Annotated in this window: 12 protein-coding genes; 3 read left to right on the top strand and 9 right to left on the bottom strand. The window is 51.6% G+C overall.

Features of this window, described 5'->3' with window-relative positions:
* Positions 1–172: 172 nt before the first annotated feature.
* Genes C792_RS0111015 through ddlA form a run of 3 tightly spaced genes read right to left on the bottom strand, consistent with a single transcriptional unit; the run spans position 173 to position 2246 of the window.
* The gene (locus tag C792_RS0111015) at positions 173–685 is read right to left on the bottom strand and encodes a GNAT family N-acetyltransferase (protein WP_017549507.1); all 513 of its coding nucleotides are present in this window, start codon (positions 683–685) and stop codon (positions 173–175) included.
* 37 nt (positions 686–722) lie between these two features.
* Positions 723–1175, bottom strand: coding sequence for an 8-oxo-dGTP diphosphatase (locus C792_RS0111020; RefSeq protein ID WP_017549508.1), 453 nt, complete (start codon positions 1173–1175; stop codon positions 723–725).
* Positions 1176–1184: 9 nt separating this feature from the next.
* Entirely contained in the window at positions 1185–2246 is a 1062-nt protein-coding gene (gene ddlA / locus C792_RS0111025; protein WP_017549509.1) for a D-alanine--D-alanine ligase, read from the bottom strand.
* A gap of 200 nt (positions 2247–2446) precedes the next feature.
* Between ddlA and C792_RS0111030 the strand changes: the two genes are divergently transcribed.
* Positions 2447–4117, top strand: a complete 1671-nt coding sequence (locus C792_RS0111030) for an ABC transporter ATP-binding protein (protein ID WP_051021726.1) — start codon at positions 2447–2449, stop codon at positions 4115–4117.
* A 65-nt stretch (positions 4118–4182) separates the two neighbouring features.
* Here the strand turns inward: C792_RS0111030 and C792_RS0111035 are convergent, their stop codons facing one another.
* The gene (locus C792_RS0111035) at positions 4183–5664 is read right to left on the bottom strand and encodes a Na+/H+ antiporter NhaC family protein (protein WP_026090330.1); all 1482 of its coding nucleotides are present in this window, start codon (positions 5662–5664) and stop codon (positions 4183–4185) included.
* A 487-nt stretch (positions 5665–6151) separates the two neighbouring features.
* Between C792_RS0111035 and C792_RS0111040 the strand changes: the two genes are divergently transcribed.
* Positions 6152–7006 (top strand): prephenate dehydratase, encoded by an 855-nt coding sequence (locus tag C792_RS0111040; protein WP_017549512.1) that lies wholly within the window; start codon positions 6152–6154, stop codon positions 7004–7006.
* A 103-nt stretch (positions 7007–7109) separates the two neighbouring features.
* Here the strand turns inward: C792_RS0111040 and C792_RS0111045 are convergent, their stop codons facing one another.
* From C792_RS0111045 to C792_RS0111060, 4 genes are read right to left on the bottom strand one after another with little or no spacing between them, the layout of a single operon-like run.
* A complete protein-coding gene (locus tag C792_RS0111045; RefSeq protein WP_017549513.1) occupies positions 7110–10118 on the bottom strand; it encodes an efflux RND transporter permease subunit in 3009 nt (1002 codons plus the stop codon).
* Positions 10119–10145: 27 nt separating this feature from the next.
* A complete protein-coding gene (locus tag C792_RS14990; protein WP_017549514.1) occupies positions 10146–10301 on the bottom strand; it encodes a hypothetical protein in 156 nt (51 codons plus the stop codon).
* 21 nt (positions 10302–10322) lie between these two features.
* Positions 10323–10904 carry a nitroreductase family protein gene (locus C792_RS0111055; RefSeq protein ID WP_017549515.1) on the bottom strand — a complete coding sequence of 194 codons (582 nt, stop codon included), beginning with the start codon at positions 10902–10904 and terminating at the stop codon, positions 10323–10325.
* A 29-nt stretch (positions 10905–10933) separates the two neighbouring features.
* Positions 10934–12100: an amidohydrolase gene (locus tag C792_RS0111060; RefSeq protein ID WP_017549516.1), complete on the bottom strand. Its 1167-nt coding sequence runs from the start codon at positions 12098–12100 to the stop codon at positions 10934–10936.
* Positions 12101–12233: 133 nt separating this feature from the next.
* Between C792_RS0111060 and C792_RS0111065 the strand changes: the two genes are divergently transcribed.
* Entirely contained in the window at positions 12234–13157 is a 924-nt protein-coding gene (locus tag C792_RS0111065) for a DMT family transporter (protein ID WP_017549517.1), read from the top strand.
* 37 nt (positions 13158–13194) lie between these two features.
* On the opposite strand, the gene C792_RS0111070 is transcribed toward C792_RS0111065, so the two are convergent.
* Positions 13195–14232 carry a tellurite resistance/C4-dicarboxylate transporter family protein gene (locus C792_RS0111070; protein ID WP_017549518.1) on the bottom strand — a complete coding sequence of 346 codons (1038 nt, stop codon included), beginning with the start codon at positions 14230–14232 and terminating at the stop codon, positions 13195–13197.
* Positions 14233–14287 lie beyond the last annotated feature (55 nt).

The following is a 14287-nucleotide window of genomic DNA, read 5'->3' on the forward strand; positions in this document are numbered from 1 at the left end:
GATCGGGGGGATTACACGGAATTTGTAATCAGCACATTCGCAGAGGTGCTTCCCGTTCCGCACACGGGCCTCACAATAAGTACGGGGCTCGTTGTGCCATGAAGCACATTTGATGCCACAGGCCTCTCCCACAATTCAAAAAGCAGACCATAAGGTCTGCTCCGGCAATGATCTATATACTTTTAATATCTTCCCACCCGAAAACGAGTTCCGTCAGTCTGTCGCCGCCGATATCCGTTTCTTCCTTGGCGATGACGCGGCCGCCCATCTTTTCGTAGAAGCCGCAGGCATCATTGTCTTCGAGCGCGATGATGATCATGCTTTCAAAACCGCGTGCGATGAGGTCGGCAACCACCGCTTCAAACAGCTGCCGTCCACCTCCTGTCCCCTGCACCGCCTCATAAAGGTAGATGGCGTAAAGTTCCCCGTCATATCCGATATGCTCCTCGGAGCGTTCAGGACCGCCGACGGCAAAACCGACAGTGCTGCCCTCCTCATCAATAAGCAGGAACGTATTATTCTGTGTAACCACCGATTCCCATACTTCCTGGCGCTTTCTATAATCGAGTGCGGACAGATAATCATCGCTGACTATCCCCTTATAAGTCGTACGCCAGCTGTCGACCTGCACTCTCGAAATATCTTCAGCATCCGGCACACCTGCAGTTCTGATTTCAAATGACATCGTGCTTCCTCCCTCAACATCTTCATGGATAACCTTACTACAGCAATCTGAGCCTGAATTCCCCTTCTTCTTCATAGTAGTAGAACTCCGACAGCAGTTCGGAGTCGAATACTTCAAACATCTCCTTGAAATCTTGGGCGAGCTCATAGTCCAAAAGCTCGCTCTTATCAATCCAGAACACTTCGCCTTCATCACTTGAAGTAAGCTGTCCTTCAAACTCATCCGTCCGGTAGAATAAAACGACATACCTTGCATCATTTTTGTCCTGAAACTGTTTCGTTCCACACAGCTTCAAAGATTTTACAGTAAGACCCGTTTCCTCATAGACTTCCCGCCTGGCTGATTCAACGAATGACTCCCCCATCTCAACCTTGCCTCCCGGAAAAGTGATGCCGGGCCAGTTGCTGCTCACCCGGTCCTGCACGAGGATCCTGTTTCCGTCACACACCATACACATATTGGTAAATACCGCACTTTCATAATCTGCCATATCCCCCACCTACATGATGTCCGTCTTCAGCTGGCGGTCGCGGTTATGCCGCTCAAGCGAGAGTTCGATCAGCCGGTCGAGGAGTTCTGAATATCCGATACCTGATGCTTCGAGCAGCTTCGGATACATGCTGATGCTTGTGAAACCCGGCAGTGTATTGATTTCGTTGACGATGACTTCACCGCTTTCCGTGAGGAAGACATCCACCCGGGCCATGCCTTCGCAGTCGAGTATCTTGAACGCATCGAGTGCTGTCTTCCGGATACGCTGTTCCGCATCATCCTCAAGTTTCGCCGGGATTTCCAGCGCCGCCCCGTTCTCGTCGATGTATTTCGACTCGTAGCTGTAAAAGTCGGTGTTCGCAATGATTTCCCCGGGCACTGACACAATGGGATGGGCGTTGCCGAGGACGGACACTTCGATTTCGCGGCCTTCCACGGCACTTTCGACCATGACTTTGGTGTCGAATTCAAATGCGAATGCCACTGCTTCATAGAAACTTTCTTCATCAGTGACTTTGGAAACCCCGACGGAAGAGCCCTGATTCACGGGCTTCACGAACATCGGCAGTCCGAGTTGCCCTTTGACAGTGCCGTAGTCCACATCATGCTTTTCATCATGTCTGTATAAAACCCAGTCTGCCACCTTTATGCCTTCGAGCTTCAGCAGTTTTTTTGTCATGTCCTTGTCCATGCAGACAGCGGAACTCCGCACGTTGCAGCCGACATACGGTATATCCGCCATCTCCAGCAGGCCCTGCACACTGCCGTCCTCTCCGGCGGTACCATGCAGGATCGGCAGGATGACATCGAGGGCTTCCATCCCTTTTGGCGATGACAGCTGTTTCGACGGAATGATCGACAATCCTGTTGCCCCATCACCTGCTTCAAGGCTTCTGATCTCCTCGGACTGGTCGCTGAGCAGCCACTCCCCTTTCTTTGATATATGTACAAGCTTCACATCGTATTTATCCTCATCCAGGGCGTTCAGGACACTCTTTGCCGAGCGCATCGACACCTCATGCTCCGTCGACTGTCCGCCGTAGAGTATTCCCACGTTCAATTTTGCCATATCATTCCACTCCTACGTTATGACTGTTTCTGTTTACTTTATAATATCACACAGCGCCTCCCGATTCTTTTATTTTCCCCCGCAATCCATCATTTCCATGCTATAATCTTTGATGGATTAAAATTTCATATTTCGAAATAAAAGGAGGGTCACCCTTGAAGAAATTCTTCTCCTATTATGCACCATATAAAGCACTGTTCATGCTGGATTTCACATGTGCGGTCATCGTGGGGCTGCTTGAACTCGCATTTCCCCTCATCGTCAACCTGTTCATCGACGAGCTGCTCCCCGGTGAAAATGTCCAGCTCATACTCCTTGCAGCAGCCGGCCTTGTGGCAATCTACCTGTTCAACACGCTGCTTCAGTTCATCGTTACATACTGGGGCCACATGCTCGGCACCAACATCGAGCGTGATATAAGAAACGAAATGTACGGCCACATCCAGCGTCTGTCCTACCGTTTTTTTGACAATACGAAGACCGGCAGGCTGCTGACACGCCTGACGAACGATCTGATGAATGTCGGCGAAATGGCGCACCACGGCCCCGAAGACCTGTTCATCGCTGTAATGACACTGCTCGGCGCCTTCGGCATAATGCTGTCGATCAATGCCGAGCTTGCGGTGATTTCATTCATCATCGTTCCCGTCATACTCATCATCGCCATATATTTCAATAAGAAGATGACAGTCGCATTCAGGGAGCTGTTCGGACGGGTTTCTGACTTCAACCATATGATCGAAGACAAGGTCGGCGGCATCCGGCTCGTACAGGCATTCGCCAATGAAGACCGTGAGCTCCGGGCATTCAGGGAAATCAACGAGTCATTCCGGAAGACAAAGCTCAAAGCCTACAAGATCATGTCCCTGAACAATTCATCCACCTACATGCTCATGCGCCTGGTGACGGTTTTCATCCTGGTTGCAGGTACTTATTTCGTGATGAACGGGGAGCTCAGCTACGGCGAATTCGTCGCTTTTGTCCTGATTTCAAACATGCTCTTCAAACCGCTCGAGAAGATCAATGCAATCATCGAACTGTATCCGAACGGCATCGCCGGATTCAACCATTTCATGGAGATCATGCGCGAGGAACCCGATGTCAAAGAGCGTGATAATGCGGTTGAATTGAAAGATGTCCGTGGGAATATCACATATGAAAATGTCAATTTCAGGTACGAAGAAAAGATGATACTTGATGACATTTCACTTACCGTGAACCCGGGTGAAACGATTGCCATAGTCGGACCGAGCGGTGCCGGTAAGACGACACTCTGTTCTCTCCTTCCCCGGTTTTACGATATAGACGGCGGGATGATCAAAATCGACGGCACCGACATCCGCGACCTGACACTGTCTTCACTCAGGGAAAATATCGGCACAGTGCAGCAGGATGTATTTTTGTTCTCGGGTACGCTCCGTGACAACGTCGCATATGGCAGGCCCGAGGCGACGGATCGGGAAATCCATGAAGCTCTGGGCAAAGCCCGGCTGACTGAACTCGTTGAAAGCTACCGAGATGGACTCGATACTGTCGTCGGTGAACGCGGGGTCAAGCTTTCAGGCGGCCAGAAGCAGCGGATTGCAATTGCCCGGATGTTCCTGAAAAATCCACCGATACTGATTCTGGATGAAGCAACCAGCGCTCTCGATACGGAAACAGAGATGCAGATCCAGAAGGCATTGAACCGCCTCGCCGAGGGCAGGACGACGCTCGTCATTGCCCACAGGCTCGCAACGATCAAAAACGCAGACCGCATCATGGTCGTGACGGCAGACGGCATCACTGAAACCGGCACCCATGAGGAACTGCTTGCTATCGAAAAAGGCATCTACAGAGGACTTCACGAGGCACAGTTCAGCGTGCAGTAACCGCTGTCCGACATAAAGAATCTCCGGAATCACTTCATTATAAGTGACGCCGGAGATTTTTTGTATCAGCTTTCGTTTTCATCAGGTCTTTCCATCAATTCTTCACCATTTTTCCCTTCATAGCGCAGGCCCCATCCTGTAAGTGCTGCAATGAGCATGATGATGAAGAGGAACCAGCCCTGGAATACAAACGGGAACACTGCTGTCGGTTCCACGACAGGCAGCCAGTCGTACGAGTCTGCCTTTATCGTCTGGATTGTCGACCAGCCAAGCAGAACCGGTGCACCCCACGGGAATATATAGCCGAGTGCAGAAGTCACCGCATCCAGCATATTCGCACGGCGGTATCGATGGATCTGATATTTCTCACCGATTTCCTTCACGAATGGCGCAGCCGCGATTTCTGCTGCCGTATTGATTGTTATGGAACTGTTGAGTAAAGCAACGATCGCCCAGATGGAAAGTTCTGCTCTCCGGACGGAATTCCTGATCCATTTGACCAGTCCCTCCGTTATCGCAGCCATCGTTCCGCCGAGACGCATCAGGTGTGCTGATCCGACAATCAGCAGGATGAGTATCGCCATATTGAAGTATCCGGTCAACCCGGAGACGAGTGCACCCTGGACCACATTATCGGAGTCCGGATCGAAGCGTATTATGTCTCCAAGCGTTCCCGGAGCAACCAGCAGTATCAATACGATGGCCGACAGGATCCCCCATGTCAGCGATGTCAGCAGATGCTGTCCGGATAGAGCAAGAATGAGCACGATTGCGAAAGGTACGAGCATTATCAGCCCGCTCGGGCCCACGGTTTCCATTATGGATCCTGCAGATGCCTGTTCAGTAGCCGTACCCCCGCCGCCGAATACTGCAAAAAGGATGACTGCAGGCAGCGCTGCAGCAATCGAGTATTTGAAACGGCTGCGTACGACACCCGGGACATCGGCTTCCTGGGTAGTCGCGGATACGATTGTCGTATCCGAAACCGGCGCAAGGTTATCGCCGAATACCGCGCCTGCCAGAATGGCGGCAAACATGAACGTCGGATCTCCTCCAACTGCGACACCCGCCGGATACATCAGTGTACAGAATGCCACGGTGGTCCCATATCCTGTACCGACAGCAGTTGAAAAAACGGCCGCCAGTAAGAAAGTCAGTGCGACGAACAGACCCCCTTCGACGCCTGTCACCGACCCTATCCAGACCAATCCTTCCACCAGTCCCCCGACCTGGAGAATCTGCGCGAACATGCCCGCATAGAACCAAGCCACCATGGCAATCACACCAATCGGCTGTGCCAGGCCGTCAAACAGCCCCTGTGCGTAGTCCTCCCATTTACTTTTGCACAGCAGCAGACCGAGTGTCACGCCCATCACAGAGCCCAGAACGAGCGCAACTTCAGACGACAATTGCAAAACACTGATTGTAATCGCCCATACTACAAAGAATAATAAAGGCACCGCTGCCCCCAGCGGCCCCAGCCTGAACTCCAGTTTCTCAACCGTCTGTTCCCCGGTAGCACGATCTAATTCTTCGTTATCATTCACTTTTCTCCCCCCTTGTTTTGACGGCACCCCAGCATTTGAAGATGCCGCTTCCAATTTCACCATATCATATTTTATGAATATACCGAACAGAAAAGTAACCGTTTTCATCCGGCCGGTTTTCACAAAACATTACGGAGATATAAATTTTACTGAATATTCCATGAAAAACATTGACTTTCAGATGGAGTACTGATATCATTTGTTACAATCTTAATTGAATTGAGTGATACTTATGTCAGACACATGCATCCATACTCAATTGAACACTTTCTTTTTCAGCGATTTTAGATAGCGTCTATATTCCATCGTGGGTATAGGCGGCATGCATATATCTATGATGGCTGATTTGAACACGCAATTTTTCAAAATCCGGCCATGGGCAATCTGAATGGCTGGATTTTTTTCATTACCTTTTTGACCATTCGGGTGCCTCCTGCAGGCGGGTCCGGATGGTTTTTTATTTCACAAAATTCGAGGAGTGGTTTTTATGTTGATTGGATATCAGGGCGTCGAAGGATCATACAGCGAGTTGGCATGCAGAAAGTTTGCAGGCGGAACAGAGTATCAAATGAAAGGCTATCCCACTTTCAGGACCCTTGTTTCGGCGATGATGGACGGGGAGCTCGATTACATTGCACTGCCGGTGGAAAACTCCACAAGCGGTCCGATCACCCGCACCATCGATCTGATGAAATATCTGGAAGTTTCCGCAGTCCGGGAAGTATACATCAAAATCGACCACGCACTGATCATGGAGTCCGCCGCGGAAATATCCGATATCACGACCGTCTATTCCCATCCTGAGGCACTCGAACAGTGCTATTCCTATTTGAGCGAATATCCGAACATAGAAGTCCGGGAATATACAGACACAGCTGAAGCGGTGAAGATGGTGAAAGAAACCGGCGACCCACACATCGCCGGAATCGCAGGCAGCCATGCCGCCGCTCTGTATGATATGACCGTCATCCGTGAAAACATCAGTGACAACCCACTCAATACCACGCGGTTCCTATTCTTCCGCAGGGGTGTTCAGGGATCACGGCCCGAAACGAATAAAACATCGCTCTACATCGAATCCGATCACAGCACCGGTTCGCTGAGCGAAATCCTGAATATTTTCAGCCGTCACGGCATCAATCTGCTGAACCTCACCTCCCGCCCGATCCAGCACAAGCCATTCTCCTACGGATTCTTCATCGATGTCGAAAAAGGCAGGGAAGACTCCGTGCTGGCCGAGGCATTGGAGGATGTCCGGCATGTGAGCAACTATATCAATATGCTGGGGACATACCAGAAGGGCGAGATTCCATCGTATGAAAAGATGCTTACGAATGAGTAGCCGCTCTCACCCCGGCTTATTCCCTGTTCCGGATTGACCACCCTGCACCCTCGCCCCGCTCCCAAAAATAAGCCCTCCCGGCCGGGAGGGCTTATCCTTTCATCTATTTTCTGTATCTTAGTCGGTAGTAAAGATAGTACAGTGCCGGTGTCGCGATGAGTGACAGTATTGTCGAGAATGCAAGTCCCGCGATTACGGTTACCGCGAGCGGTTCGAACAGTACGTCCCCGGAGAGCGCGACGGGTACGAGCGCCAGAATGCTGGTGACCGTTGTCAGTGCGATCGGCTTGAATCTTACCCGCCCGCTTTCGAAAATCGCCTGATGGATATCCCCTTCCCCTGCTTTGCGCCTGGCTTCGATGAAGTCGATCAGTACGACGGCGTTCCGGACGACAATTCCGGACAGTGACACCATCCCCATGATGCCGAGGAAGCTGATTGGTGTCTGGGTGACGAAGAGTCCGATGATGCCGCCGCTGAATGCGAGGAAGATACTGAACACTGTGATGAGCGGCATGACGATGGAGTTGAATTCTATGGCGATGACCAGATACACAAGTACCAGTATCACTGAAAATAAAATCCCGATCTCGACGAAGAAGTCGGTCTGATCGGACGACTCCCCGCCGACAGTAAGTTCTGTCGTACCGCCGAGTCCGTCCTCGAAATCAGCAATCGTCTGATTAACCATCTCCTCATCATCCGCATATACCTGGAGTTCGGCCGTCCGTTCCCCGGTGCTGTGCTGGATGGAAGGTGTGTCCATTGTCTCTTCGATGTTGACGAAATCAGACAGTGGATATGTCTCGGGTGCCCCCTCTCCCGGCTTGACGATGTCCACGTTATCTATCGTGTATTCATCCGAATATTTGAGACTCGCTTCCCTCGAGTCACCATCCACGATTATTTCCTGGATCGGAATTCCCTCTGAAATCATGTTCAGTTCATTCTTCACCCGGGAGACGGGCACGCCTTCCTCTTCAAGCGCTGCATAGTCTATGCTGTAATCCATGGTCCGGACCGGGCTGCCGATATTGGAAGTGACGATGGCGCCCCCGGATTCAAGCGACTCGGTCAGTGCATCCACTTCATCGTTCAGCGTTTCCAGATCCTCCTCGAACAGTTCGACCGTAACCGGCGCACTTGCAGGCGGTCCCTGGATGATTGTTTCCATGAATATCGTGGCTTCCGGGAATTCCTCACGGACCCTGCTCTCATACTCATCGATGGTTTCTGATGCACTCATCTTTTCTTTGTCTATCTCAAGTGCAATCTGTGCCGTGTTCGGCCCTGACTGCTCAAGTGACGCACCGAAGAGGTTCGGCAGTCCGTCCCCTGTGAATAACGAAGCGGATTTTACATGGTCCATCTCTTCAGTCAGATAGGACAGTACATCCCGGGCATCTTCATGCGTCTTTTCGATTGTCTGGCCTTCATCGAACGTCAGATCGAGTGTCACTTCCGAACGGTCCGCCTCCGGGAAGAATTCAAAAGGTGTGAAGCGGATCAGGCCGACAGAAAGCACAGCGATGATAAGCACCGCAAGAAACGCGGGCAGCGGACGCTTTATGATTTTCGGCAGAACTCTGTCCGCATACACGTTGCTGCACCATGTGAATGCCCTGCCGAGCAGTCCGGGATGCTTCGGTACTCTCTTTTTGACTATCAGGTACCGGACAGCAGGCACGAATGTCAGCGCCAGAACGGTCGATACGATCATCGTCGATATAAGTATGCTCGGCAGCGCCTTGATGAAGTCACCGTTCGCTCCGGACAGGAGAAGCAGCGGTGAAAATGTAAAGACGATTGCAAGCGTGGATGCGATGACAGACGGTGCGACCTCCTTTACACCGTTGAAGACGGCATCCATCCGACTGTCTCCGACCGCAAACCGCCGCTCTATGTTGTCATTGACCACAATCGAGTCATCGACCAGTATACCGAGCGCGATGATCAGACCGATGACGGATATCTGGTTGAGGTCGACGCCCATCCACGGAATCGGTGCCAGCCCGATCAGTACCGCCAGGAACACAGTGACCATCACCGTCACGGAACCGAACCATGACAGACCGAGGGATGTGCCGACGATGACCGCAAGCAATGCGATGGCAAGGGATGTATAGAGTCCGACAAATATATCTTCGACATTTTCCCGTTCGGAGGAGATATTGTCCACCGTTATATCCCCGGGCAGTTCTCCGAATCCGTCATCGACAACGGATTCGACCTCTTCTGAGACAGAGGGCACATCTTCCCCTGGTGCGAGGAAGACAGTGAAGGAAACCGCCGGTTCCCCTTCATACTCAACAATGTCGAGAGGCGCATCCTGCACTTCTGCGACTTCAGCCACCTCATCAAGAGGTATGCCTTCATCGCCGACCCTCACCTGCCCAAGGACTTCGACCGGTTCCCGGCCCTTGAATGACAGGCGGATGGTCTCATCACCTTCCGTTTCCTGTCCGAGTATCACCGGATTCAGGGACAGTTCGATCTCGTTCATGATTTCATTCGGGTTCAGCCGGTTTTCAGCCATGGCATCCCAGTCCAGCCGGATCTCATACTTATAATCTTCATAGCCTTTCAGCGTGACACTGTCGACGCCGTCCATCTGCGAAACTTCCTGCTCCAGCTTCTCGAGGTCGTTCCTTGCCCCGTCCAGGTTCTGCCTGTCATCACTGTGGATCTGATAGCTGAGGAGCGGGAAGTTGTTGCTCAGTGACTCCACTTCCGGTTCTGCAGCATTTTCCGGCAGATCGCCACCGAGTCCGCCCACGACATTGTTGACGTCATTCAGTACATCATCCGGATTGCTGCCGTCCTCAAGCTGAAGCGTGATGACGGACACATCATCCTGCGACACCGAGGATACATCCTCAAGCCCGTCCACACCGAAAATCTCCGATTCGATGAGATTCGTGACATTCGTCTCCACATCCGCCTTATCCGCCCCCGGCCATGCCGTCGTGACATTGACAAGGTTGACCTCGGTCTCTGGAATTTCACGCTGCTCGATCGTCAAAAATGTATAGATGCCCAAAACTGACAATGTGAATATCAGTATGATGAACAAAAGGCTTCTCCTCAGTAGTGTTTCATAAAGCTTCTTCATCCAGTTTCCTCATTCCATTTTCTTTTATTATAATTCTGAGCCGTACGTAATATAAATCCCGGCGACAAATAAAAAGAAGACGGCAAAATATCCGGGCACTATCAGTGCATCAGGCAGGAATGTCTGTGTGCCGAACATGATGAGCGTCCCCAGCCCAAAACAGATTGCTGCTGCCACTTTCATAAAATATCCTCCACCCAGTTTTTACTGATCATCACTATCTATCCATGTCGTCTTTTCCTCAAAGGGAACCCGTTTGACATTATCTTTCACCATATCAGGTTCTCCCACGAAAACGAGCCCCAGGATCTCCTCATCACCAAGAAGTCCGAAGTGTTCCTTCACCAGGGATGTATTGTAGATCGGGCCGCTCCGCCAGATGGCACCGAGCCCGAGCGAATGTGCCGTGAGCAGCATGTTCTGGGTTGCTGCTGCGACCGCACAGACATCCTCTATGTAGATTGCTTTCGGATGATCCGACGGGGACAGCGCAACTACGATCACCGTCGGCGCGGCGAACGGTTTTCTGCTGATTTTCTCTATGCGCTTTTGCCCTTCCTCCGACTCAGGATTATCCACCCTGCCCCGGGCAGCCTCTCTGAGCACACGGGACAGTGGTTTTCTTCCCTCCCCGCTCAGCACGAAAAATTTCCACGGTTCCGTACGGTGGTGGTTCGGCGCCCATACCGCCGACCCGAGCATCGTCTCTATCTTTTCCCTATCAACCGGCACATCCTTCACTCTGCCCAGACTGCGCCGCCCTCTGATTGCTTCTGTTACGTCCATGATCACTGCTCCTCTATTTTTTATTTACCTCAGGTTACCAGACTTTTCGCAATTTCAACAAAATAAAGTGCCCCTTTCTCGAGCGCTTCCTCATCAACAGTGAACTTGGGATGGTGGAGTGGATAGGATTCCCCCGCTTCCTTGCTGTGAACCCCGATGAACTGCATCGATGCAGGGACAGCCTGTGAAAAAGAGGAGAAATCCTCGGTACCGAAAATCGGCTGGTCCACTTCGATCAGCTTGTCGGTGCCGAATACCTTTCCGGCGGCGCTGCGGGTCACTTCCACGGCTTCCGTCCTGTTGAAGACCGACGGGTATCCAATGTCCCAGTCTATGGTATACTCCGCCCGGTGTGCCGCCGTCACCCCTTTTAATACATGTTCCAGTTCCTCTCGTGCCCGCACTCTTGATGCTTCATCTATCGAGCGGACGGTGCCGCCGATTTCAACATGTCCAGGTATGACATTCATTGCGTCGCCGCCGTGGAAATTGGTGACTGAGATGACCGGCACTTTGTGCGGTGATATTTTGCGCGAGACGACCGTCTGAAGACTCATTGTGAACTCGGATCCGGTGATGATCGGATCTATTACGGTATCCGGGCTTGCGGCATGCCCGCCCCTGCCCTTTATCCGGATGCGGAAATCATCCGCTGCGGCACAGAATGCACCTTCCCTTACAGCGAAATATCCCGTTTCATAATCCGGGGATACATGGAGGGCGAAAGCATAATCCACTCCTTCTGTCACGCCGAGATCGACAAGTTCGCAGGCGCCTCCGGGAAAGTCCTCCTCGGCGTGCTGGAAGATGAACCGGATCTCCCCGTCAATTTCACCGGGCATGCGCGAGAGCTCATCCGCTGCACCGAGCAGCATCGCGGCATGGGCATCATGGCCGCATGCATGCATCACTCCGGGATTCAATGAAGCATACTCCACACCCGTCTCCTCACTCACCGGCAGTGCATCGATATCCGCACGGAGCAGTATCACCGGGCCATCGGTTTTTCTCCCCCTGAGCACTCCCAGAACACTCGTTTCCGTCGGACGCGACACTTCGATTCCGTCGAACGTCCCGAGCACTTCTGCAATATATTCCGAGGTTTCATATTCTTTATATGAAAGTTCCGGATTTCTGTGAATATGTCTCCGCCAGCCAACCAGGGCCTGTTTAAGATCTTTCGTTCCCATCCTCATGAGCTCCCCTCCTAATAATCCTTGTTCCTACAGTATACTAGAGCCGTACCTATTAGATAAGAGTGAGTTGCCAATATTTCAGCTCTCCTATAAAATGGCTTAATACTGATAAAATTCAAAGGAGATGGAAGATTTGATAATGCTTATTCTGCTCGGAGCCGCGGCGGGCTCACTCACTCCGCTCCAGACTTCCATCAACAGCAGGCTGGCCGTATTCACCCGCTCGGTCTTCCTGTCGTCGTTCTATTCTTTTCTTGTCGGCACGCTTATGCTCATCCTTTTCAACCTTTTCGCAAACCCGGAAAAACTTTCGCCATCATACATAGCAAGCCAGGATTTTTCATATATATGGTTTGTCGGCGGCCTGATGGGTGTCATCTACCTGACCGGCAATGTCCTGCTCCTGCCGAAAATCGGCGCGGCACTTACAGTAATCATGACGGTGGCCGGACAGATGGTCATCGGCCTTCTGATCGATACGTTCGGCTGGTTTGACGCCGAAGTGCAGCCTATCAATATCTTCAGGATACTCGGCATCATCATCATGATCGCAGGCATCATTTTCATGAACTACAAAAAGAGGAGTGCACGCCAGGCCACGGAATCATCGAACCTCTGGCTCGCACTCGGTCTGTTCACAGGTGCCATGCCGCCCATCCAGACCGCTGTGAACAGCGCACTCCGGCATGAAGTCGATTCGTTCTTTTTCGCATCCCTCGTATCCTTCATCGTCGGCACCGCTGCACTGCTGATCCTGTCACTGATCATTGCCAGACACATCCGCTTCGTCACATACGACGGCACGATCGGCAGCATCAGACCGTGGCACTTCACCGGCGGTATACTCGGCGCACTCTACGTCACGACCAACATCATCCTCATGCCGCATCTCGGTGCCACTCTGACACTCATGACCGTTATCTTCGGTCAGATGCTGATGGGGCTCCTCATCGACCATTTCGGACTCCTCGGAATCCATAAGAATCCGATTGATGCGAGGAGGGTCGTTGGAGTCATCATGATCATATCCGGTATCGTACTGTTGCAGATTTTCTGAACACAAATAGGGCGGCCCGGACCGGGCCGCCCTATTTTTACGTCTTTCTCAACTGTCTTCTCGTGAGCGTGAATACCATTCCGGCAAGAATGGCCAGCCAGACACCGATGGCTGCGAATATCGTAATGTATGGAATGGTCATCAAAAACCCCAGGTCCAGTGCAATGGAGAGTTTCGTCGTACCGACGGTATACATGGCAATCGGGAAGGCCATGCCCCACATCTGGGGTTCGTAAGTGAACGGGTAGCGGTTTACAATATGACGCCATATGCCGAGTGTGATGAGCAGTGGAATCCACCATGTGCCAAGTACCCAGTAGAACAGGGTAAAGCCTTTGATGAACACACCGAGCTCCCTTACCAGTGCGGAGTCCATGCCGTAGATCATAAGGACGGAACCGGCGAGTGTCGTGATGGCCAGTGCCCCCATGTTGATCCAGTACGGCGGTGCGAGCGACATAGCCTCCACTTTCAGGAACATAAGCCTGTAGAATATGAAGGCGATGATGTTCAGGTAGAGCATGCAGCCAAGCAGGAAATGACAAAGTGAAATGAACAGTATGATATCACTGTAGGCATCCATGCCCGAAGCGACCAGTGTTCCGAGCACAGCGATGGACTCTGTGGAGACGACTGCCAGCAGCCATCCGCCGTTCACTGACTCTTCTATCGCCGGCTTCACTTTCTTGACGATGATGATGGTGAAAAATGTATACATCAATATTACCCAGAGGAAAAATGCCACGCTCCAGAATATGAACCCCCACACATAAAGCCCCTTGATAACCACCAGCTGGGTGCCGAATACTTCGGTGCCGGCAATCAGCGTGAAAAACCCAGGCCCCTTGCTGTGCTCCCCGATATCTGAAAGGAATTCATCAGTATTGAGTGCGACCCTCATGATATTCAATGCGAGCAGGATTACATATATGAATAGATTGAAGTATATGAGCACTTCCGCAGCGGCGAAAAGCCCCAGGTACCAGCATGAAAGCGACAACGCACCGGTCGCCATGACCATCGCAAAGTATCCCGGGAACAGGTTGCGCGACTGGCGTCTGAAAAAATTCAACATGATACCCACTCTTTCTGTCCTTATTTATAAAAATTTCAACTTATTTATGATATAC

Source organism: Salinicoccus carnicancri Crm (assembly GCF_000330705.1).
In the GTDB taxonomy this organism is placed as follows: Bacteria; Bacillota; Bacilli; order Staphylococcales; family Salinicoccaceae; genus Salinicoccus; species Salinicoccus carnicancri.

Bases quoted from the DNA above. Each gene is read 5' to 3' on its own strand.
- C792_RS0111015 (WP_017549507.1), bottom strand. From the start codon at position 685: ATGTCATTTGAAATCAGAACTGCAGGTGTGCCGGATGCTGAAGATATT.
- C792_RS0111020 (WP_017549508.1), bottom strand. From the start codon at position 1,175: ATGGCAGATTATGAAAGTGCGGTATTTACCAATATGTGTATGGTGTGT.
- C792_RS0111030 (WP_051021726.1), top strand. From the start codon at position 2,447: ATGCTGGATTTCACATGTGCGGTCATCGTGGGGCTGCTTGAACTCGCA.
- C792_RS0111045 (WP_017549513.1), bottom strand. From the start codon at position 10,118: ATGAAGAAGCTTTATGAAACACTACTGAGGAGAAGCCTTTTGTTCATC.
- C792_RS0111070 (WP_017549518.1), bottom strand. From the start codon at position 14,232: ATGTTGAATTTTTTCAGACGCCAGTCGCGCAACCTGTTCCCGGGATAC.
- ddlA (WP_017549509.1), bottom strand. From the start codon at position 2,246: ATGGCAAAATTGAACGTGGGAATACTCTACGGCGGACAGTCGACGGAG.
- C792_RS0111040 (WP_017549512.1), top strand. From the start codon at position 6,152: ATGTTGATTGGATATCAGGGCGTCGAAGGATCATACAGCGAGTTGGCA.
- C792_RS14990 (WP_017549514.1), bottom strand. From the start codon at position 10,301: ATGAAAGTGGCAGCAGCAATCTGTTTTGGGCTGGGGACGCTCATCATG.
- C792_RS0111055 (WP_017549515.1), bottom strand. From the start codon at position 10,904: ATGGACGTAACAGAAGCAATCAGAGGGCGGCGCAGTCTGGGCAGAGTG.
- C792_RS0111060 (WP_017549516.1), bottom strand. From the start codon at position 12,100: ATGAGGATGGGAACGAAAGATCTTAAACAGGCCCTGGTTGGCTGGCGG.